15 protein-coding genes and 1 pseudogene are annotated in these 19,561 nt (G+C 73.6%); 9 read left to right on the top strand and 7 right to left on the bottom strand.

Going from position 1 to position 19,561, the window contains the following annotated elements:
* Window positions 1–207 precede the first annotated feature (207 nt).
* The gene (locus tag ACFW5B_RS08760) at window positions 208–1,458 is read right to left on the bottom strand and encodes an SAV2148 family HEPN domain-containing protein (protein WP_386435370.1); all 1,251 of its coding nucleotides are present in this window, start codon (window positions 1,456–1,458) and stop codon (window positions 208–210) included.
* A 676-nt stretch (window positions 1,459–2,134) separates the two neighbouring features.
* On the opposite strand from ACFW5B_RS08760, the gene glgX reads away from it, so the two are divergent.
* Complete coding sequence (glgX, locus tag ACFW5B_RS08755; RefSeq protein WP_386435367.1) at window positions 2,135–4,348, top strand: glycogen debranching protein GlgX; 2,214 nt, start codon at window positions 2,135–2,137, stop codon at window positions 4,346–4,348.
* A 166-nt stretch (window positions 4,349–4,514) separates the two neighbouring features.
* Window positions 4,515–6,974 carry a malto-oligosyltrehalose synthase gene (gene treY / locus ACFW5B_RS08750; RefSeq protein WP_386435365.1) on the top strand — a complete coding sequence of 820 codons (2,460 nt, stop codon included), beginning with the start codon at window positions 4,515–4,517 and terminating at the stop codon, window positions 6,972–6,974.
* A 7-nt stretch (window positions 6,975–6,981) separates the two neighbouring features.
* On the opposite strand, the gene ACFW5B_RS08745 is transcribed toward treY, so the two are convergent.
* Window positions 6,982–7,137 (bottom strand): hypothetical protein, encoded by a 156-nt coding sequence (locus ACFW5B_RS08745; protein WP_386435362.1) that lies wholly within the window; start codon window positions 7,135–7,137, stop codon window positions 6,982–6,984.
* A gap of 13 nt (window positions 7,138–7,150) precedes the next feature.
* Window positions 7,151–7,595: pseudogene (locus ACFW5B_RS08740) on the bottom strand (LysR family transcriptional regulator); the annotation flags it as partial.
* Window positions 7,596–7,609: 14 nt separating this feature from the next.
* Here ACFW5B_RS08740 and ACFW5B_RS08735 point away from each other — a divergent pair.
* A complete protein-coding gene (locus ACFW5B_RS08735; RefSeq protein WP_386435359.1) occupies window positions 7,610–8,908 on the top strand; it encodes an FAD-dependent oxidoreductase in 1,299 nt (432 codons plus the stop codon).
* An 87-nt stretch (window positions 8,909–8,995) separates the two neighbouring features.
* On the opposite strand, the gene ACFW5B_RS08730 is transcribed toward ACFW5B_RS08735, so the two are convergent.
* Window positions 8,996–9,541 (bottom strand): FHA domain-containing protein, encoded by a 546-nt coding sequence (locus ACFW5B_RS08730; protein ID WP_386435356.1) that lies wholly within the window; start codon window positions 9,539–9,541, stop codon window positions 8,996–8,998.
* A gap of 195 nt (window positions 9,542–9,736) precedes the next feature.
* Here ACFW5B_RS08730 and treZ point away from each other — a divergent pair, with 195 nt between their 5' ends.
* Both treZ and ACFW5B_RS08720 read left to right on the top strand, forming a co-directional pair.
* Window positions 9,737–11,515: a malto-oligosyltrehalose trehalohydrolase gene (gene treZ, locus ACFW5B_RS08725; protein ID WP_386435353.1), complete on the top strand. Its 1,779-nt coding sequence runs from the start codon at window positions 9,737–9,739 to the stop codon at window positions 11,513–11,515.
* Between the two features lie 417 nt (window positions 11,516–11,932).
* Entirely contained in the window at window positions 11,933–12,055 is a 123-nt protein-coding gene (locus tag ACFW5B_RS08720; RefSeq protein ID WP_386435350.1) for a hypothetical protein, read from the top strand.
* A gap of 120 nt (window positions 12,056–12,175) precedes the next feature.
* On the opposite strand, the gene ACFW5B_RS08715 is transcribed toward ACFW5B_RS08720, so the two are convergent.
* Window positions 12,176–12,709: a type 1 glutamine amidotransferase domain-containing protein gene (locus tag ACFW5B_RS08715; protein ID WP_386435347.1), complete on the bottom strand. Its 534-nt coding sequence runs from the start codon at window positions 12,707–12,709 to the stop codon at window positions 12,176–12,178.
* Window positions 12,710–12,939: 230 nt separating this feature from the next.
* On the opposite strand from ACFW5B_RS08715, the gene ACFW5B_RS08710 reads away from it, so the two are divergent.
* From ACFW5B_RS08710 to ACFW5B_RS08695, 4 genes are all read left to right on the top strand, one after another.
* Window positions 12,940–14,562, top strand: coding sequence for a PucR family transcriptional regulator (locus tag ACFW5B_RS08710; protein WP_386435343.1), 1,623 nt, complete (start codon window positions 12,940–12,942; stop codon window positions 14,560–14,562).
* Window positions 14,563–14,624: 62 nt separating this feature from the next.
* Window positions 14,625–15,560 carry a metallophosphoesterase family protein gene (locus ACFW5B_RS08705; RefSeq protein WP_386435340.1) on the top strand — a complete coding sequence of 312 codons (936 nt, stop codon included), beginning with the start codon at window positions 14,625–14,627 and terminating at the stop codon, window positions 15,558–15,560.
* Entirely contained in the window at window positions 15,557–16,216 is a 660-nt protein-coding gene (locus ACFW5B_RS08700; RefSeq protein WP_386435337.1) for a 4'-phosphopantetheinyl transferase, read from the top strand. The genes ACFW5B_RS08705 and ACFW5B_RS08700 overlap by 4 nt, the downstream gene beginning before the upstream one ends.
* Window positions 16,217–16,339: 123 nt before the next feature.
* Window positions 16,340–17,602 carry an NPCBM/NEW2 domain-containing protein gene (locus ACFW5B_RS08695; RefSeq protein WP_386435335.1) on the top strand — a complete coding sequence of 421 codons (1,263 nt, stop codon included), beginning with the start codon at window positions 16,340–16,342 and terminating at the stop codon, window positions 17,600–17,602.
* Between the two features lie 96 nt (window positions 17,603–17,698).
* Here ACFW5B_RS08695 and msrB read toward each other — a convergent pair whose 3' ends face one another.
* Window positions 17,699–18,106 carry a peptide-methionine (R)-S-oxide reductase MsrB gene (msrB, locus tag ACFW5B_RS08690; protein WP_386435332.1) on the bottom strand — a complete coding sequence of 136 codons (408 nt, stop codon included), beginning with the start codon at window positions 18,104–18,106 and terminating at the stop codon, window positions 17,699–17,701.
* A 16-nt stretch (window positions 18,107–18,122) separates the two neighbouring features.
* A complete protein-coding gene (gene murC, locus ACFW5B_RS08685) occupies window positions 18,123–19,520 on the bottom strand; it encodes a UDP-N-acetylmuramate--L-alanine ligase (protein WP_386435329.1) in 1,398 nt (465 codons plus the stop codon).
* Between the last annotated feature and the right edge of the window lie 41 nt (window positions 19,521–19,561).

The following is a 19,561-nucleotide window of genomic DNA, read 5'->3' as shown; positions in this document are numbered from 1 at the left end:
CTTCGCCCGTCCCCACACGCGACCCGCGCACACCTCTCCATGACGAACCCCCGGCCCCGGGCCGGGGGAATCCCCGTGCTGCGCTTGCTCATGCGGTCTCCTTCGGTGGTACTTCCCCCGTTGCCCGCCCACTCTCGCACGCACCACTGACAATCGGCCGGGCCGCCCGGTCCGGCGCCCCCGCCGGCCACCGGCGGGCCGCCCCGGTCAGGAAACCGGCCGCGAATCCGCCCACATGCTCTCGAATTCCTCCCGGTAGGTCTCGAAGAGGCCGTTGTCGCCGTCGCGGGTGTCCCGGGCGTCCTGACGGACGACCTCCCGGCCGCCGCCGCGGAGGACGAGGACGGGGGATTCCATCCCGCGGCTCTTGCGGAGGTAGGGCTGGACGACGGCCACCCCGTCGGGACCGTCGCCGTCGACGAGGTAGGCGGTGAAGCGCGGCGTCTCGTCGAAGACCTGGATCTCGAAGGCGCCGGGGTCGCGCAGCCGGGCCCGCACCCGCCGCATATGGAGGATGTTCATCTCGATGGAGCGGCTCATCTCGCCCTTCTTCAGGCCGATCTCACGCTCCCGGCGGCGGACCGCGCTGCTGGCCGGGTTGAGGAAGAGCAGCCGGACGCGGCAGCCGGATTCGGCGAGCCGGACCAGCCGGCGGCCCGAGTAGTTCTGGACCAGGAGGTTGAGCCCTATGCCCACGGCGTCGAGGCGGCGGGCGTCGCCGAAGAGGTCCTCGGCGGGTAGCTGGCGCTGCAGGCGCACCCGGTCGGAGTGCACCCCGATGACATCGGCGTAGCGGTCGCCGACCAGGTCCTCCACCGCGTCGATGGGCAGCCGTCCGGAGATCCGGCTGCCGACGCCGGAGCCGAGGATGTCCAGGAGGCGGGCGGAGGCGCGCTCGGCCTGGGCGAGGACCGTCTCGGACAGGGCGCGGTTGCGGGAGACGATGTTGCGGGCGACCTCCAGCTCGTCGAGGGCCAGCTCGACATCGCGGCGGTCGTCGAAGTACGGCTCGAAGCAGGGCCAGTGCTGGACCATCAGTTCGCGGAGTTGCGGCAGCGTCAGAAAGCTGACGATGTTGTCGTCGGCGGGGTCGAGGAGGTAGCCCTTGCGGCGGCTGACCTCGCGGACGGCGACCGCGCGCTGCACCCACTCCTGACCGGCGGGTCCGGCCGCCGCGACCACCCATTCGTCGCCGTGCACCGGCTCGTAGATGGGCCGCAGGACGGCGGCGACGACGGCCCGCAGCCGCTGCTCGACGAGATTCAGCCAGATGTAGGCGCGGCCGGCCCGGCGGGCGCGGGTGCGCACCTCGCTCCAGGCGTCGGTGCCCCAGTCCAGCTCCGCACCGATCTCCAGCGGTCGTGCCAGGGACACCGCGCCGGGCGGTGCGTCGACGGAGCCGCCCTCATGGCCCTCATGACTCTCGTCACCAGGGGGCAACTCCAGCCCGCCGCTCACCTGCCACCGCCTTCCGAACCCCCGTGCCAACGATCAAGGCAGACTACTGCGGTGCGGGAGACGGTGCAGCAGGATGGATCGAGTCGGTTACCAACTCCCCTTGTCCATACTGCCCGTTGTCTCCCGGCGGCGGGGGCGGAGTGAGCGGATTCATAGCGGTGGCACCGCCCGGGGCGGGCGGGCGGCCCGGCCGGTGCACGGGCGCCGGCTCCCCGCCCTCTTCCGTGGCGATGCGGTGGCAACCGATGGTGACCCACGCGATGGGGTGTTTCCGCGGCCGGCCGTTGACCCGGACGACGGTTCCGGCGCCGGCGCGGGCGCCACGGTTGGCCGGGTTACCGCTGGTGAACTGCTCACATTTGCTGTACTCGGGGGAATACGTGCCATGTGTGGTGTATTTGTGCCCGGCCCGCCCCGGTCGCCGACGGAGCGGGGGTGAGCGCGGGTGACCGGCACCCCGGCTTCCCGCCGGCCCGTCGGCCCGTCGGCCGTCCGGCAGGCCGGCCGGTAGGACGATCCGACATCGGGACAGTTGCCACCATTCAGCGGCAATCTCGGGGAAAACCCTTGGTGGGCGACACCTCGCGACAGATGGGGGGAAGTATTTCGAACCGTTCCGCGGAGGTGTGCCGTGGAGTCGCCGCAGCGCCCGACGAGAAAGTGGAAGAGTCTACGCATGCAGGTCTGGCCGGGACAGATGTATCCGCTGGGTGCCACCTATGACGGGGCGGGCACCAACTTCGCGGTGTTCTCCGAAGCCGCGAAGCGCATCGAACTGTGTCTGCTGCACGACGACGGTTCGGAGACCGCCGTCGAGCTGCGCGAGAGCGACGCCTTTGTGCGGCACGCGTACCTTCCGGGGGTGATGCCCGGGCAGCGTTACGGCTTCCGGGCGCACGGCCCGTACGAGCCGGAGCGGGGGCAGCGCTGCAATTCGGCGAAGCTGCTGCTCGACCCGTACGCCCGCGCCATGAGCGGCCGGATCGACTGGAACGAGGCCGTCTACGGCTACCACTTCGGGCGCCCCGAGGTCCGCAACGACCTGGACTCGGCGCCGCACACCATGGCGTCGGTGGTGGTCAATCCGTACTTCGACTGGGGCGACGACCGTCCGCCGCGCACCGCGTACCACGAGACGGTGCTCTACGAGGCCCATGTGAAGGGTCTGACGATGCGCCATCCGGAGCTCCCCGAGGAGCTGCGCGGCACCTACGCCGCGCTGGCGCACCCGGCGATCATCGACCACCTGACCGCGCTCGGGGTGACCGCCCTGGAGCTGATGCCGGTGCACCAGTTCGTGCAGGACCACCGGCTGGTGGACGCGGGGCTGACGAACTACTGGGGCTACAACACCATCGGCTTCTTCGCCCCGCACAACGCCTATGCGTCCTGGGGCGACCGCGGGCAGCAGGTGCTGGAGTTCAAGACGGCGGTGCGGGCACTGCACCGGGCGGGGATCGAGGTGATCCTCGACGTCGTCTACAACCACACGGCCGAGGGCAGTCATCTGGGGCCGACGCTGTCGTTCCGGGGGCTGGACAACGCCTCCTACTACCGGCTGTCGGAGGACCGGCAGTACTACATGGACACCACGGGCACCGGGAACTCGCTGCTGATGCGCAGCCCGCATGTGCTCCAGCTGGTGATGGACTCGCTGCGCTACTGGGTGCAGGAGATGCATGTGGACGGCTTCCGCTTCGATCTGGCGGCGACGCTGGCCCGGCAGTTCCACGAGGTGGACCGGCTGTCGTCGTTCTTCGATCTGGTCCATCAGGACCCGGTGGTCAGTCAGGTGAAGCTGATCGCCGAGCCCTGGGACGTCGGGGAGGGCGGTTATCAGGTGGGGAACTTCCCGCCGCTGTGGACCGAGTGGAACGGGAAGTACCGGGACACCGTGCGGGACCTGTGGCGGGGCGAGCCGCGCACCCTGGCGGAGTTCGGGTCCCGGCTGACGGGTTCGTCGGACCTCTACCAGGCGGACGGGCGGCGCCCGCTGGCCTCGGTGAACTTCGTGACCTGCCATGACGGCTTCACCCTGCACGACCTCGTCGCGTACAACGACAAGCACAACGAGGCCAACGGCGAGGACAACCGGGACGGTGAGCGCCACAACCGGTCCTGGAACTGCGGCGCCGAGGGGCCGACCGACGATCCGGGGGTGCGGCGGCTGCGGGCCCGGCAGATGCGCAACTTCATCGCCACGCTGATGCTGTCGCAGGGCGTGCCGATGCTCAGCCACGGGGACGAGTTCGGGCGCAGCCAGGGCGGCAACAACAACGCGTACTGCCAGGACAACGAGCTGTCGTGGGTGCGCTGGCCGGAGCCGGGCCGGGGGTCCGGCGGCGGGGCGACGGCGGGCGGGTCCGCCGAGGAGGAGGCCGGTGCGGACGGTCCGGCGGGCGCCGGTGGGGCGGACCGGGAGGACGAGGAGCAGCGGGCGCTGCTGGCGTTCGTCCGGCAGATGGTGTGGCTGCGGCGCGACCACCCGGTCTTCCGGCGGCGCCGGTTCTTCCAGGGGCAGCCGATGGAGGGCGCCGGCGACGAGCTGTCCGACATCGCGTGGTTCACGGCCGGCGGGGCGGAGATGGGGCCGCGCGACTGGGACTCGGTGCACGACACATCGCTGACGGTCTTCCTCAACGGCAGCTCGATCCCCGAGCCGGGGCCGCGCGGCGAGACGGTCACCGACGACTCGTTCCTGCTGATGTTCAACGCCCACGACCAGGAGAAGGAGTTCATGGTTCCGGAGCACCTGGGCCGGCAGTGGCAGGTGGTGGTGGACACCGACCGGCCGCAGGCGGTGGCGGACGGCGGCGGCGCCAAGGTCAAGGCCGGCGACCGGCTGACGCTCACCGGCCGGAGCCTGAAGGTGCTGCAGCGGCCGGCGTGAGCGCGGCGGACGGCCGGTCCGTGCGCCGGGCCTTCGGGGCGGGGCCGCGGAGCGGCGCACACCGCGGGCCGGACATCCGAACGCCCGCGCCCCCTGCGCCCACTCCGTCGGAGGAAACCGCCGCCCCCATGCGGGAGGGAGCCGTCAGCGGGGTACGGGTGTTCCCATGACGCAGCCCTCGAGTCCGTCGCCGACCGCCACCTACCGGCTGCAGCTCCAGCCGGACTTCCCGTTCGCCGCCGCCGAGCGGGCCGTCCCGCATCTGGCCGCGCTCGGCGTCTCCCATCTGCACCTCTCGCCGGTCCTGGAGGCGGAGCCGGGCTCCACCCACGGCTACGACGTGGTCGATCACACGGCCGTACGGGCCGAGCTGGGCGGTGAGCCGGGGCTGCGGGCGCTGGCGGCGACGGCCCGCGCGCACGGCCTCGGGCTGGTCGTCGACCTGGTGCCGAATCACATGGCGGTGCCGGAGCCGCTGTCGCTGAACGGGCCGCTGTGGCAGGTGCTGCGCGACGGCCCGGCGTCCCCGTACGCACGGTGGTTCGACATCGACTGGGGTGCCGGGCACGGCGGCCGGCTGCTGCTGCCGGTGCTCGGCGGCCGGATCGGCGACGAAATGCGGCACTTCCGCGTCGAGGGCGATGTGCTGCGCTACCACGGGCATGCCTTCCCGCTGCGCCCCGGGACGGAGCAGCTGCCGCCGGCCCGTCTCCTGGAGGCCCAGTGGTACCGCCTCGCCTGGTGGCGGCTGGCCCGCAGTGAGCTGAACTACCGCCGCTTCTTCACCATTTCGGAGCTGATCGGGGTGCGCGTCGAGGACCCCGAGGTGTTCGAGGCGACCCATGGCACGGTGCTGCGGCTGATCCGGGAGGGCGTCATCGACGGGCTGCGCATCGACCACCCGGACGGCCTGGTGGACCCCGGCGGCTATCTGGCCCGGCTGCACGAGCGGACCGGCGGCCGCTGGACGGTGGTGGAGAAGATCCTCAGCGGTGCCGAGCGGCTCCCGGACAGCTGGGCCTGCGCGGGCACCACCGGCTATGACGCCCTGCGGCACATCGACGGGCTGTTCGTCTGCCCGCAGGGCGCCGGGCGGCTCTTCTCCCACTACCGGGACTTCGTCACCCCGCTCGCCGACGAGGGCGGCGACTGGGAGGAGACGGTGCGCCGCGCCGCCTATGAGGTCGTCACCCACGATCTGGCCGCGGAGATCGAGCGGCTGGTGCGGACCGCGGCGCGGATCAGCGCCCGCGCCCCCGAGCCCGGTGACCATGCGACCTGGGCGCTGCGCCACGCCCTCCGTGAGCTGCTGGTGCGGCTGCCGGTCTACCGCCCCTATGCCGCCGATCCGACCCGGGCCGGGCAGGACGCGGAGATGCTGGAGGCGGCGGCGGAGCAGGCACGGACCGCCTTCCGGGTACCCGAGGAGGCGCGGGCGGTGGATCTGCTGCGCGATCTGGCGCTCGGCCGGCTGACCGACGCCCCGGAACACGACGGCACGGACTGCGCCGACTTCTCCGCGCGGTTCGCCCAGACCGCGTCCGCACTGCACGCCAAATCCGTCGAGGACACCGCCTTCTACCGCTATCCGGTGCTGCTGTCGGCGTGTGAGGTCGGCGGCGATCCTGGGGAGCCGGCGCTCGCCCCGGAGGCGTTCCATGCGTACTGCGCCCGGCTGCAGCGGGATTGGCCGCTGGCCGGCACGGTGCTCTCCACCCACGACACCAAGCGCAGCGCCGACGTCCGGGCGCGGATCGCGGTGCTGTCGGAGTGCCCGGACCGGTGGCGGGACGTGCTCGGCGCGATGGCCGACGACGCGGTGTGCGGCCGCACGGCGGGCGGGCCGGACGGCATCGGCCCGGCGGACCCGATGGTGTCGTGGCTGGCCTGGCAGACCGCGTTCGGCCTGGGGGCGGCCGGCGACGGCGACGCGGCGGAGCGGGTGGTGCCCGCCGTCCTCAAGGCCGCCCGGGAGGCCGGGCTGCGCACCTCGTGGACGGAGCGGAACGCGGTCTACGAGGAGACGGTCGAGGAGTTCGTCCGCTACGGGCCCTGCGGTCCCACGGCCGCGCCGCTCACCGCGCTGGACGAGGAGCTGGCCCCCTTCGTCCGCGCCAATGTGCTGGGCGCGGCGCTGCTGCAGCTCACCATGCCGGGCGTCCCCGACCTCTACCAGGGCACCGAACGCGGCTATACCGCGCTGGTCGACCCGGACAACCGGCGGCCGGCCGCCTTCCGTCCCGAGCTGCTCGACGAGCTGGACGGCGGGAGCCCGCCGCGCGATCTGTCCGGCGAGAAGCTCCGGCTGACCGCCGCGGCGCTGCGGCTGCGGCGGGACCGTCCGCAGTGGTTCGGCGCCGCGGCGTCGTACGAGCCGGTGTACGGGGAGGGCCCGGCGGCCGAGCACTGTGTGGCGTTCTGCCGCAGCGGACGGGTGCTGACGGTGGTGACCCGGCTGTCGCTGCGGCTGGTGGAGACCGGCGGCTGGTGGGACACCCGGCTGCGGCTGCCGCCGGACGGCCCCTGGTGCGAGCGGCTGACCGGGCGCGAGCTGCCGGGCGGTGCGGTGGTGCGGCTGAGCGAGCTGCTGGCGGAGTCACCGGTGGCACTGCTCGTCCGCGAGTGACGCGCCATCAGTCCTGTGAGTCCGGGTCCGGGTCCTGGTGGACGCTGCCCGCCGTCCGCAGCAGTTCGGTGAACTCCGCGGCCGCGCCGGTCGGTTCGCCCCGGGAGAAGACCGTGATGTCGCGGCGCCAGGGCGGGTCGGTGGGCACCGCCGCGCAGTCCACACCACGCAGTTCATGGGCCGCGGTGCAGATCGGCGACCCCGCGGGCCATGTGGTCGTCCAACTCGTCGCTGGTGGCGTACTCGTGGAGCACCAGCCGGACCCCCGGACGCGTGCGGGCCCAGCGGGCGCAGACCTCGGGGAGCACCCCGACCGCGTGCGTGTGCACCGTCGCGATATGCAGTTCGCCGCTCTCCGCGCCGCCCGCCGCGAGGGCGGCGTCGGCGGGCCTGGCGGGCGCTGCGGACGGCGAGTTGGGCGTGCGGGAAGTAGGCGCGGCCCATCGCGGTCAGCCGCACCCCGCGGGTCATCCGCTCCAGCAGCGGCCCGCCGACCGTCCGCTCCAGCGCCTTGATCTGGTGGGACAGCGCGGACTGGGTGACGTGCAGCGTCTCGGCGGCGCGGGTGAAGGACTCCTGCTCGATCACCGCGACGAGGTACTCCATCTGCCGCAGACTCATGCCCGCCCCTCCCCGTGCAGCGGGGCGTCAAGGCCACCGTCGACTCCCTGGACTGGCCCGCCCTGGTGGCCACCCGCGACAGCATCGTGGAGCGCAACCACCGGGGCGTGGCCGGGCACTTGCGGACGGCGGGGGTGCGGGTCGTCCGGGGCACGGCGCGGCTGACCGGGCCCCGTACCGTCCGTATCGAGGGCGCCGGGGAGTTCACCGCCCGGCGCGGCATCGTGCTGGCCACCGGCTCCCGGCCGCGGCTGCTGCCGGGGCTGGCCACGGACGGCCGACGGGTGGTGACCAGCGACGACGCGCTGTTCGCGGCCGGCCTTCCGGCGTCCGTGCTGGTCCTGGGCGGCGGTGCGATCGGCGTCGAGTATGCGTCCTTCCACCGTTCCATGGGGGCGGAGGTGACCCTGGTCGAGGCGGCCGGACGGCTGCTCCCGATGGAGGACGAGGACGTCGGCCGCCATCTGGCGCGCGGGCTGAAGAAGCGCGGTATCACGGTCCGTACGGGCTCGGCGCTGACCGGCACCGAGCTGCTGCCGGACGGGGTGCGGGCCACCGTGCGCACCGCGAAGGGCCAGGAGCTGGTGATCGAGGCCGAGCGGCTGCTGGTCGCGGTGGGGCGGGTCCCGGTGACGGACGGGCTGGACCTGGCGGCGGCCGGACTGACGGCGGACGAGCGGGGGTTCGTCGCGCCGGCCGACTGGTCACGGCTGGAGACCGCCGTACCGGGCATCCATGTGGTCGGGGATCTGCTGCCGCCGCCGTCGCCGGGGCTGGCCCATGCGTCGTTCGCGGAGGGCCTGTTGGTGGCCGAGACGCTGGCGGGCCTGCCGTCGCCGGCGGTGGACTACGCGGCCGTGCCGCGGGTGACGTACTCCTCGCCGCAGACCGCGTCGGTCGGCCGGACCGAGGCCGAGGCGCGCGCCCAGGGCCTGGACATCAAGGTGAACACCCTGCCGCTGGCCGCCACCGCCAAGGGCATGGTGCACGGGCAGGGCGGCATGGTGAAGGTGATCGCGGCGGCGGACGGTACGGGCGGCGAGGGGGGTCTTCCCCGCGCATGGGGGTCCCCCCGTTCGAACGAAGTGGAGAGTGGCGGAGGAGTGGAGGGCCTGGGGAAGGCCGGCACGGTGCTCGGCGTCCATCTCGTCGGACCGCATGTCTCGGAGATGATCGCGGAGAGCCAGCTGATCGTGGGCTGGGACGCCGAACCGGCCGATGTCGCCCGGCACATCCATGCCCATCCGACGCTGTCGGAGGCGGTCGGCGAGACCTTTCTGACGCTGGCGGGGCGGGGGCTGCACCAGCACTGAGCGGGCGGGGGCGGGCGCACGGGGACGGTGGCGGGTCCGGGCCGCAGGCCCCCGGGCCTGCCCCAGCCGGAGGTCCCGGCCGCCCCCTCAGCGCTCCGTCAGGACGTAGTCGACCTGGCCGAAAGTGATGTGGTCGCCGGGGCCGACCGGCACCTCGCCCACCACGCGGCGGCCGTTGACACAGGTGCCGTTGGTCGAGCCGAGGTCGCGCAGCACCCAGCCCTTGCCGGCGCTGCGGAGTTCGGCATGGGCGCGGGAGACCGTGTCGTGGTTGAGGCGCAGACCGACCCCGGGGGCCCGCCCTATCAGCAGCGGGAACGGGCCCGGCTCGGGCAGCAGCAGCTTCGGCAGTCGCTCGGTGCGCCAGGCGCGGCGTACCCGGAGGTGGAAGGCCGACGCCCGGCCCACCATCCGCAGCAGTGTGCCCTGGACCTTGCCCCGGTCGGCCAAGTCGGCGGTGACCAGGTCGAGTTCGGACTGCTGCTGGGCGGTCAGAACGAGTTCCAGGCGCCGCAGGAAGGTGTCCTGGGACAGCCGTCCCTGCGCCGCGCCGTCGCGCAGCAGATCGAGGGCGCGTTCCCGGTCGGCATCCGACGGACGCGCAGGGCGCGCAGGGAACTCGAGCGAAGTCATGCCGTGATTCTCCGGCCACCGCGTGCCGCTGTCCAGGCGATGTGGGTGCGGGGAACACCACGGCAGGACCCGCGGGGTCGCCGGAACGGCGCAGCGCATGGCGCGATGTCGGTCCGTATCGTCACGTCGGGGTGTCGGCGGGAGCGGTGGCGTGCTTTCGTCGGGGGCACCGGGACCGAACGAAGGAGGACGGCCGTGCTGTTCGAGGTGTGGGCGCCGGAGGCCGGGCGGGTCGCGCTCCAGTGGGCGGGGGACCGGGCGGCCGAACCGGCGGTCCCGTTGGAGCGTGACCCCGGCCGCGCGGGCTGGTGGCGCGTCGAGGCGCCGGCCCGCGACGGGGACCGGTACGCCTTCCGGCTGGACGGCGGGCCGCCGCTGCCCGATCCGCGGGCCGCGCGACTGCCGGAGGGCCCCGGCGGGCCCGGCGCGGTCGTCGTGCACGACCGGTTCGAGTGGCGGCACCCGTGGCCCGGCCGCCCGCTGCCCGGCGCGGTCCTCTACGAACTGCACATCGGGACCTACACCCCCGAGGGCACCTTCGACGCCGCCGCCGCGCGGCTGCGCCACCTCGCCGACCTGGGCGTCACCCATCTCTCCCTGATGCCGGTCTGCCCGTTCCCCGGCACCCATGGGTGGGGGTATGACGGGGTCGCCCCCTGGGCGGTGCACGAACCGTACGGCGGGCCGGACGGGCTCAAGCGGTTCGTGGACGCGGCACACGGGCACGGGCTCGGGGTCCTGCTCGACGTGGTGCACAACCACCTCGGGCCGTCCGGCAACCATCTCCCGGCGTTCGGGCCGTACTTCACCGACACCCATCACACCCCGTGGGGCGCGGCGGTCAATCTCGACGCCCCCGGTTCCGACGAGGTGCGCGGCTACTTCATCGGCAGTGCGCTCGCCTGGCTGCGCGACTACCGGCTCGACGGGCTGCGGCTGGACGCCGTGCACGCCCTCCACGACGACCGCTCCCCGCACTTCCTGGCCGAACTCTCCGCCGCCGTCGACGCGCTGGCCGGACAACTGGGCCGCCCGCTCTTCCTGGTCGCCGAGTCCGATCTCAACGATCCGCGCACCACCGCGCCCAGGGCGGACGGCGGGCACGGTCTGCACGCGCAGTGGAACGACGACTTCCACCACGCCCTGCACACCGCGCTCACCGGCGAATCCCAGGGCTACTACAGCGACTTCGCGCGGGCCCCGCTCGCCGCCCTCGCCAAGACGCTGACCGGCGGCTTCTTCCACGACGGTACGTACTCCGCGTTCCGCGGCCGGAAGCACGGCGCACCGCTCGACCTGCGGGTGACCCCCGCGTACCGGCTGCTGGCCTACGCCCAGACGCACGACCAGATCGGCAACCGTGCGCTCGGCGACCGGCTCGCCGCCGAGCTCTCCCCCGGTCTGCTCGCCTGCTCCGCCGCGCTGGTGCTGTGCGCGCCGTTCACCCCGATGCTGTTCATGGGCGAGGAGTGGGGCGCGACCACCCCGTGGCAGTACTTCACCGACCACCCGGACCCGGAGCTGGCGGAGGCGGTGCGGCAGGGGCGGTGGCGCGAGTTCGCCGCGCACGAGTGGACCGGGGACGCCGCCGACTGGCCCGATCCGCAGGACCCGGCGACCCGCGACCGCTGCGTCCTGGACTGGACCGAACCGGCCCGGGAACCGCACACCGCGCTGCTCGCCTGGCACCGCACGCTGCTGGCGCTGCGCCATGAGCTGCCTCCGCTGACCGACCCGGACCCGCGGCACACCGCCGTCCACTACGACGAGGAGGCCCGATGGGTCCTGCTGCGGCGCGGCCCGCTGCGGGTGGCGGTCAATCTCGCGCCCGACACCGCGGCCGTCGTGCCGGTCGCCGACGGCAACGGCACGGCCGGGCTGCAGGCGCTGGCGGGCTGGCCCCGGGCGTCGCTGCCCGGTGCCGACGGGATGCTGCGGCTGCCACCGGAGTCGGCGGTCGTCCTCGGGCCGTAGGGCGAAGGCGCTGCGTTACGGTGCGAGCCGACTTCTCACCGTTGGGCTTTCCGCCTCGCCAACCAGCTTCCCCCGGGTCCCGATGACACGGGGAAGGCGGAAGTCACTCATCACATCCTGACAAGGGTGTTCTGTGATGGTGACGTCGTGCGTCAGCAGCCCTTCGGGTTCCTTTCCGGTCCCGGGTGTACCGCCGGGGACCGTGTTCGTGCGTGAACACCGCTCCGGCCTCAGCAGCCCGGTCCGCGTCCTCACCAGCAGAACCGGTTCCCTCAGGGAGTTTCCGGAAGCCGATGATGAGCAGACCCGGCAGCAGGCTCCAGGCGCTGCCGGCGGGCCCGGCCATGGAGAGCAGTACCAGCAGCCCGACGGCCAGCAGCGTCGTTCGCGCCGCTGCAGCAGGTCACCACGGACGGCGTGGACGCGTGCGCCCTGGCCCTGGTGGCCGCCGCGGCACTCTGCTTCCTGTTCGGCCCGCGGAGGACGCCGGCCGCCGAGCCGGGCCGGAAGCGGCACGCCGTCACCGCACCGCAGGAGTGACCCGGTGAGGACGGGGGTCGCGGCCGGGTGGCCGCGGCCCCGTCGGGCTCCTGACAAGGCCGGCCCGCGACGCCCCGGAGCCGGCCAGGTCGCCGCCCCCGGGATTCCCGGGCCGCCGCGTCAGTGCGCGAACTCCGAGACGAACGCCGCGCAGAAGGCCTCCAGATCGGCCGGCTTCCGGCTGGTGATCAGGGTGTTCGGGCCGGCGGTGCAGATCGCGACCTGCTCGTCGACCCAGGTGCCGCCCGCGTTGCGGATGTCGGTCCGCAGGCTCGGCCAGGACGTCAGCGTGCGGCCCCGCACCACATCGGCCTCGATCAGCGTCCACGGTGCGTGGCAGATCGCGGCCACCGGCTTTCCGGCGTCGAAGAAGGACTTGATGAACGCCACGGCCCGCCGGTCCAGCCGCAGCGCGTCCGGGTTGGCCACCCCGCCGGGCAGCACCAGGCCGTCGAAGTCCGCCGCGGTGGCCTCGTCCACCGTCAGATCGACGGGGAAGGTGTCCGCCTTGTCCAGGTGGTGGAACGCCTGCACCTTGCCCGCCTTGGTGGAGACCAGGGTCGGGCCGCCGCCCGCGTCGGTCACCGCCCGCCACGGCCGGGTCAGCTCGACCTCTTCGGTGCCGTCGGGCGCCACCAGAAACGCCGCCTGCATACCGAGCTCACGTCCCTTCGTCGGGTCGAGAAGCGGGGCGGGTCCCCCACTCCCACACCTCTCGACCATAACGGCGCACCGGCCCCGCGCTCATCCGCTGGGCGAGGCGCCCGTCCCGGGCCCTCCGGAGCCGGCGCGCTCTCCCCGCCCGCCGGACGAAGCTGCTGGTCACACCCCCTGGACCGGCGCCCGAGTGTCCACCGCGGGCCGCTCTGCAGGACACTGTGTCCATGCCCCTGCGCCTCTCCGACCTGCTGGCCCGGCCCGACCTCCGGCTGTCGGCCGGCTACGACGTGCCGCCGCGGCTGCTGGCCCGCACGGTCGAGGCGGCGACGGTCTCGGATCTGCCGTCGCCGGGAAAGTGGCTCCAGGGCGGCGAACTCCTCATGACCATCGGTCTGTTGCTGCCCGAGGAGCCGGCCGCGTGCCGGGCGTACGTGCGGGACGTGGCCGAGGGCGGCGCGGCCTGTCTGGCGCTCGGGCTGGGGCAGGGGCTGCCGTACCAGCAGGCGCCGGAGCCGCTGGTGACCGCGGCCGAGGAGGCCGGTCTGCCGCTGCTGACGGTGCCGGACGGGGTGCCGTTCATCGCCGTCACCAAGGCGGTCTTCGACGCGCGGGCCGAGGAACAGCGCGAGCTGCTGCAGCGGGCGTTCGCGACCCAGCGGCGGCTGACGGCCGCCGCGGCGGCGGGCGACGGGCTGCGGCCGATGCTGGCGGAGTGGACGGCCGCCACCGGCGTCGGCGCGGCGGTGTTCGATCCGCTGGGGCGGCTGCTCGCGGCGGACGAGCGGGCACCGCGGACGCCCCCGGACGGTGCGCTCGACCTGCTCGGACGGGTCACCGCCCGCGGGCTGCGCGGCAGCGCGTCCAGCACGGCCGCCGGGCAGCAGCTGGAGGTGCAGCCGCTGGGGGCGCGCCGGCTGCGGGGGCTGCTGCTGCTCACCGGCCGCCCGGACGACGCGGCCCGTTCGGTCGTCCCCGGGCTGGTCTCCCTGCTGTCCCTGGAGCTGGAGCGCCGCCATCTGCGCGACGAGCCGGAGCGCCGCCGCAGGTCGGAGCTGCTCTCGGAGCTGCTGGCGGACCAGGACCCGGCCGCCGAGCGGGCCCGGGACATGCTGCGCTCGGTGGGGCTGACGGCCGAGCGGGTGCGGGGCGTCGTGGTGGCGGCGGGGGACGGTGCGGACGGTCGTACGGCCTCCGTCGCGCCGGGGGACGGGACCGGGGCCGGGACGGCCGACGGCGCGGCGCAGGAGGTGGCCGCCGATCTGGCGCTGGCGATGCCCGGCGGCCTGGTCCGGGTCGTGGGCGGGCCGCCGGACGCGGTCATCGAGGCCGTGGTCGGCGAGGACCTGGACATCCGCGATGTGCTCGCCCGCTTCGCGCCGCGCCGCCCGGCCGGCATCGGTCCGGCCACCGCTCCCGAGACGGTCCGGGTCTCCCTGCACCAGGCGACCGGCCTGCTCGCCGTCAGCCGGGCGAGCGGGGAGCCCGTGGAGGCCCGGCAGAGCCAGGCCAGCCGGCTGCTGCTCGGCCTCGGCGACCGCCGTACGCTGCACGGCTACGCCGACACCGTGCTCGGTCCGCTCGATCTGGCGGACCACGGCGAGGAGTTGCTCGACACCCTCGCGGCCTGGCTGGAGTCGGGCGGCGCCTGGGACGCCACCAGCCGTCGGCTCGGCGTCCACCGGCACACCGTACGCAACCGTCTCGACAAGGCCATGGACCTCACCGGGCGCCGCCTCGACGACCCCGATGACCGCTTCGACCTGTGGCTGGCCACCCGTATCCGCCGCGGCGACTCCCCCGTCACCGGGCCCGGCGGCCGGGCGGAGCCACCGCCGCCAGGCCGGTGACGCACCGCCCCGCCGCCCGGTCCGCGCTTCACTCTCGCGCCCGCACCGTCTTTACTTCGATGATGAGCTACGAGATCCGCGCCCACGCTCCCGGCACCGCCGCACCCGCCGCCGGCCCCTCCCCCGGCGGCGGACCCGGCAGACTGGTGGCCGTCAGCGATCTGCACGTCCGCTACAAGGAGAACCGCGGCATCGTCGAGGGCTTACGCCCCGAGTCCGACGACGACTGGCTGCTGGTCGCCGGTGACGTCGGGGAGTTCGTCTCCGACATCCGCTGGGCGCTGTCGCTGCTCAGCAGCCGGTTCGCCAAGGTGGTGTGGGTGCCCGGCAATCACGAGCTGTGGACCCCGGCGCAGGATCCGGTGCAGCTGCGCGGTGTGGAGCGCTATGCGCATCTGGTGGACATCTGCCGGGAGTTGGGCGTCCTCACGCCCGAGGACCCGTATCCGGTCTGGGAGGGCGCCGACGGCCCGGCCGTCATCGCACCGCTCTTCCTCCTCTACGACTACACCTTCCGGCAGCCGGGGACGACCTCCAAGGAAGAGGCGCTGGCGCGGGCCGAGAAGGCCGGAGTGGTGTGCACCGACGAGCACTTCCTGCACCCCGACCCGTATCCGACGCGGGAGGCGTGGTGCCGGGCGCGGGTGGCCGCCACGGAGGCCCGGCTCGCGGCCGTTCCGGAGGAGTTGCCGACCGTGCTCATCAACCACTGGCCGGTGGTGCGCGAGCCCACCCGGCCGCTGTGGTACCCGGATTTCGCGCTGTGGTGCGGTACGGAGACGACCGCCGACTGGCCGCGCCGCTTCCGTGCCGCCACCGTGGTCTACGGTCACCTCCACATCCCGCGGCTGCTGATGCTGGACGGCGTACCGCATCAGGAGGTGTCGCTCGGCTATCCGCGGGAATGGCAGCGCCGTTCCGCCCCGCCGGGCCGCCCGGTCCAGATCCTTCCGCTGCCGGCCACGGCCGGCTCCGGCACCCCCGGGAGCCCCGCATGATCGACAAACTGCTGCCCGCCCCGGTCCGGACCGCCGAGGCCTTCGACGACGCACCGCTGTCCGAGATGTTCCCCGAGGAGTGGGCGCAGGTGGCCAACGCCGTGCCCAAGCGGCAGTTGGAGTTCGGCACCGTACGCCGCTGCGCCCGCCGGGCACTGGCCGAACTGGGCTTCGCCCCCGCGCCGTTGCTCCCCGGTCCGAAGCGGGAACCGCAGTGGCCGGCCGGCGTCGTCGGCGCCATGACGCACTGCACCGGATACCGCGCCGCGGCGGTGGCCCGCGCGTCGGAGGTACGGGCGATCGGCCTGGACGCGGAGCCGCATCTCCCCCTGGACGACCCCGGGGTGGTCGACCTGGTCACCCTCCCCGAGGAACGCACCGAGCTGCGCCGGCTGGCCGCCCTGGAGCCCGAAGTCTGCTGGGACCGCCTGGTGTTCAGCGCCAAGGAGAGCGTGTACAAGGCCTGGTTCCCGCTCACCCGGCGCTGGCTCGACTTCGAGGAGGCGCTGCTCACCCTCGACCCGACGAACGCCACCTTCACCGCGCAACTCCTCGTCCCCGGCCCCGTGGTCAACGGCACGGAACTCACCGCGTTCCACGGCCGGTGGCTCATCGGGTCGGGGCTGATGGTGACGGCGATCGTGGTGCCGGGGTGACGGGCAGGTCCAAGGGAGCGGTCGTTCCCACTGCAGCCCCGTGCCACACCGGACGCCGAAACCGGCCGGGTCGTGCGATATTTTCATGACCCGTCAGGACGTTGAAGGGTCAGTTGCCCACTCATGCAAGAGCAATTCCAGACCGTCGGTGGGTCAGCACCGTCCGATAGCGAACTGGTCCGGCGCATCCGTGCGGCGGGCCGGACCGGCGGCCGGGTGGCGGACGCCCCGCCGGGTGCACCGGCTGCGGCCGACCCGGCCCGGGTCGGCGAGAAGGCCCTCCACGAGTTCCACGAGCGGCACTACGCGGCCGTTCTGGCCCACGCCCGTGACTGCTGCCGCTCCTCCCAGGCCGCGGCGGATCTGGCGAAGGAATCCATCAACAGCGTCCTGCACTCCCCCGCTCCGGACGAGGGCGCCGATCCGGCCTGGCGGGACAGACTGCTGGCGGCGGTGCGCGAGACCGCCTACGCCTGGCACCACACGGCCCGGAACTCCGAACTGCGCGACGACTTCGCGCTCTGGATGGCGGGCGGGCCGGGAGCGGGAGGCGGGCCGGGCCAACGGAAGCCGCCCACCGCTGCCGCCGCCGCGCCGCCGCCGGAGCCCGACCCGTCCACCGCACCGCGCGCGTCCCGGCTCTCACCGGCGCGTCTCACCCTGCTCGCGGTCGCGTTGGCCGTCCTGGCCGGTGTCGCGATATCCGTCCGCCCGCTGCTCGGCCCGGAGCACGACGATGCCGAAGCGGGCAGCCCCGCCCGGTCGGGCCACTTCTCGGCCCCCGCCTCGGGCCGTCCGCCGTCGGCGGCGTCTCCCAGCAAGTCCGCGACCGCTTCCCGTTCCCCGTCGGCCTCCCCGTCCCCCACGCACACCAAGAAGCCGAAGCGCCCGAAATCCCCGCCCCCGTCGCCGAAGAAGCCGTCGCACTCGGCCCGTCCCGGTCCCGAGGACAAGCCGACGCCCGGCACCACCACGCCGCTGGGCGCCCGGCCGTGGACCGCTCAGAAGTACAGCTTCGCGCCGTTCAGGCAGGACAGCAGCATCGACGGACATCCGCTCACCATCCAGGGAGCCACCTACTCCCAGGGGCTGGGCACGCACGCCTACAGCGAGATCACCTATGACCTCGGCGGCACCTGCTCCGCCCTCGCCGTGGACGTCGGCCTCGACGACGAGGTGGGCGCGAACGGCTCCGTGGTCTTCCAGATCTACCGGGATGCCACCAAGGTCGCCGACAGCGGGCCGATGACGGTCGACCAGCCCGCCAAGCACCTCACCGCCGACCTCACCGGCGGCAGCCAGCTGCGGCTCGTGGTCGGCGACGGCGGCAACGGGAACGACTCCGACCACGCCGACTGGGGCGGGCCCGTCATCACCTGCCGCTGATCCGGCCGCGCGCGACGGCCGGCTCAGGGCCGCCCTTCCCCGGCCGCCGGCCCGGCGCCCGGGGAAGGTTTCGCGAGGGGCCGTCCGGCCCGCCGCTCACCCCTCGTCCGGGGCCAGCCGCAGCGAGATCGAGTTGATGCAGTACCGCTGGTCGGTGGGGGTCGGGTACCCCTCGCCCGCGAAGACGTGCCCGAGATGCGAGCCGCAGCGCGCGCACCGTACTTCGGTCCGCACCATGCCGTGCGAGCGGTCCTCGATGAGCTCGACGGCGGCTGTGTCCTTGGGGTCGTAGAAGGACGGCCAGCCGCAGTGGCTCTCGAACTTGGTGTCGGAGCGGAAGAGTTCGGCACCGCAGGCGCGGCAGGAGTAGACGCCCTCGGTCTTGGTGTCGGTGTATTCGCCGACGAAGGCGGGCTCGGTGCCAGCCTGGCGGAGCACCTGGTACTCCGCCGGGGTCAGCTCGGCACGCCACTGCTCGTCGGGCTTGTCGATCTCGTACGGCATCGGTGCGCTCCTCAGCTCAGCTGCCCAGGCGGGACAGGATGGCGGGGCCGAGGTCGGTCACGTCCCCCGCGCCCATGGTGAGAACAAGGTCACCGGGCTTGGCCATTCCGGCGATGACCTCCGGGACCGCGGCCTGGTCGCTCTCGGCGGTGACCTCGGCGCCCGCGGCGCGCGCCGCGTCGATGATCAGGGTGCTGGTGATGCCCGGGATCGGGTCCTCGCGGGCCGGATAGATGTCCAGGACCACGGAGGCGTCGGCGAGGGCGAGGGCCTGGCCCATCTCCGTGCCCAGCTCCTGGGTGCGGGAGAAGAGGTGCGGCTGGAAGACCACCAGGACCCGGGAGCCCTCGGCGGCGCCGCGGATGGCCTCCAGGTCGGCGGTCATCTCCGTGGGGTGGTGCGCGTAGGAGTCGATGACCTGGACGCCGGCCGCCTCACCCTTGAGCTGGAGGCGGCGCTTGACGCCGGTGTACTTGCCGAGCGCGGAGGCGAGGTTGTGCGGCGGCAGGCCCAGGGCGACGCCGGCGGCCAGCGCGGCGACGGCGTTGTGGGCGTAGTGCCGGCCCGGGACGGAGACCGTGAAGGTGAGGATCTTGCCGCTGGTCAGGGCGACGGTGACCTCGCTGGCCAGGCCGCGGGGGTTGACCTTGAGGACGCGGACGTCGGCGTCCTCGGACTCGCCGTAGGTGACGACCTCGATGTCGTGGCGGCCGGAGATGCGCTCGGTCAGCTCGCGGGCGCCGGGGTGGTCGGCGGTGATGACCAGGGTGCCGCCGGGGCGGATGCGGCCGACGAAGGTCTCGAAGGACTCGTAGATCTCGTCCATCGAGGCGTAGTTGGCGTGATGGTCCAGCTCCACGTTGAGGATGATGGCGACCTCGGGGGCGTACTTGTGGAAGCTGCGGTCGCTCTCGTCGGCCTCGGCGACGAAGATCTCGCCGGTGCCGTGGTCGGCGTTGGAGCCGGGGGCGTCGAGGTCGCCGCCGATGGCGTAGGACGGCTCCAGGCCGAGGGCGCCGAGCGAGACGGCGAGCATGGAGGTGGTCGTCGTCTTGCCGTGGGTGCCCGCCACGGCGATCGGGCGCAGGCCGTCCATCAGGGAGGCCAGGGCGTCGGAGCGGTGCACGACGGGGATGCCGCGCTCATGGGCGGCCGCCAGCTCGGGGTTGTCGGGGCGGATCGCGGAGGAGACGACGACGCTGGTGGCGTCCTCGGCGAGATGCCCGGCGGCGTGGCCGATGTGGACCGTGGCGCCGAGGGCGCGCAGGGCCTGGGCGGTCGCGGAGTCCTTGGCGTCGCTGCCCGCCACCCGGGCGCCGCGCTGGGCGAGGATCTTGGCGATGCCCGACATACCGGCTCCGCCGATGCCGATGAAGTGCGGCCGGTCCATCGAGGCTGGGATGGCGGGTGCCATGGGCGGGTCTCCCTGATGTCGATCGTCGCGAGCGGTGGTGC

The sequence above is a fragment of the Streptomyces sp. NPDC058773 genome, from assembly GCF_042746015.1.
Taxonomy (GTDB): domain Bacteria; phylum Actinomycetota; class Actinomycetes; order Streptomycetales; family Streptomycetaceae; genus Streptomyces.
Note: the sequence above shows the minus strand (reverse complement) of the source record. Positions and strands in the feature narration are given on the sequence as shown.

What these genes read in the sequence shown, in the direction of transcription:
- ACFW5B_RS08700 (WP_386435337.1), top strand. Translation starts at nt 15,557, where the DNA reads ATGATCGACAAACTGCTGCCCGCCCCGGTCCGGACCGCCGAGGCCTTC.
- glgX (WP_386435367.1), top strand. Translation starts at nt 2,135, where the DNA reads ATGCAGGTCTGGCCGGGACAGATGTATCCGCTGGGTGCCACCTATGAC.
- ACFW5B_RS08730 (WP_386435356.1), bottom strand. Translation starts at nt 9,541, where the DNA reads ATGACTTCGCTCGAGTTCCCTGCGCGCCCTGCGCGTCCGTCGGATGCC.
- ACFW5B_RS08705 (WP_386435340.1), top strand. Translation starts at nt 14,625, where the DNA reads ATGAGCTACGAGATCCGCGCCCACGCTCCCGGCACCGCCGCACCCGCC.
- murC (WP_386435329.1), bottom strand. Translation starts at nt 19,520, where the DNA reads ATGGCACCCGCCATCCCAGCCTCGATGGACCGGCCGCACTTCATCGGC.
- ACFW5B_RS08715 (WP_386435347.1), bottom strand. Translation starts at nt 12,709, where the DNA reads ATGCAGGCGGCGTTTCTGGTGGCGCCCGACGGCACCGAAGAGGTCGAG.
- treY (WP_386435365.1), top strand. Translation starts at nt 4,515, where the DNA reads ATGACGCAGCCCTCGAGTCCGTCGCCGACCGCCACCTACCGGCTGCAG.
- ACFW5B_RS08710 (WP_386435343.1), top strand. Translation starts at nt 12,940, where the DNA reads ATGCCCCTGCGCCTCTCCGACCTGCTGGCCCGGCCCGACCTCCGGCTG.
- msrB (WP_386435332.1), bottom strand. Translation starts at nt 18,106, where the DNA reads ATGCCGTACGAGATCGACAAGCCCGACGAGCAGTGGCGTGCCGAGCTG.
- ACFW5B_RS08695 (WP_386435335.1), top strand. Translation starts at nt 16,340, where the DNA reads ATGCAAGAGCAATTCCAGACCGTCGGTGGGTCAGCACCGTCCGATAGC.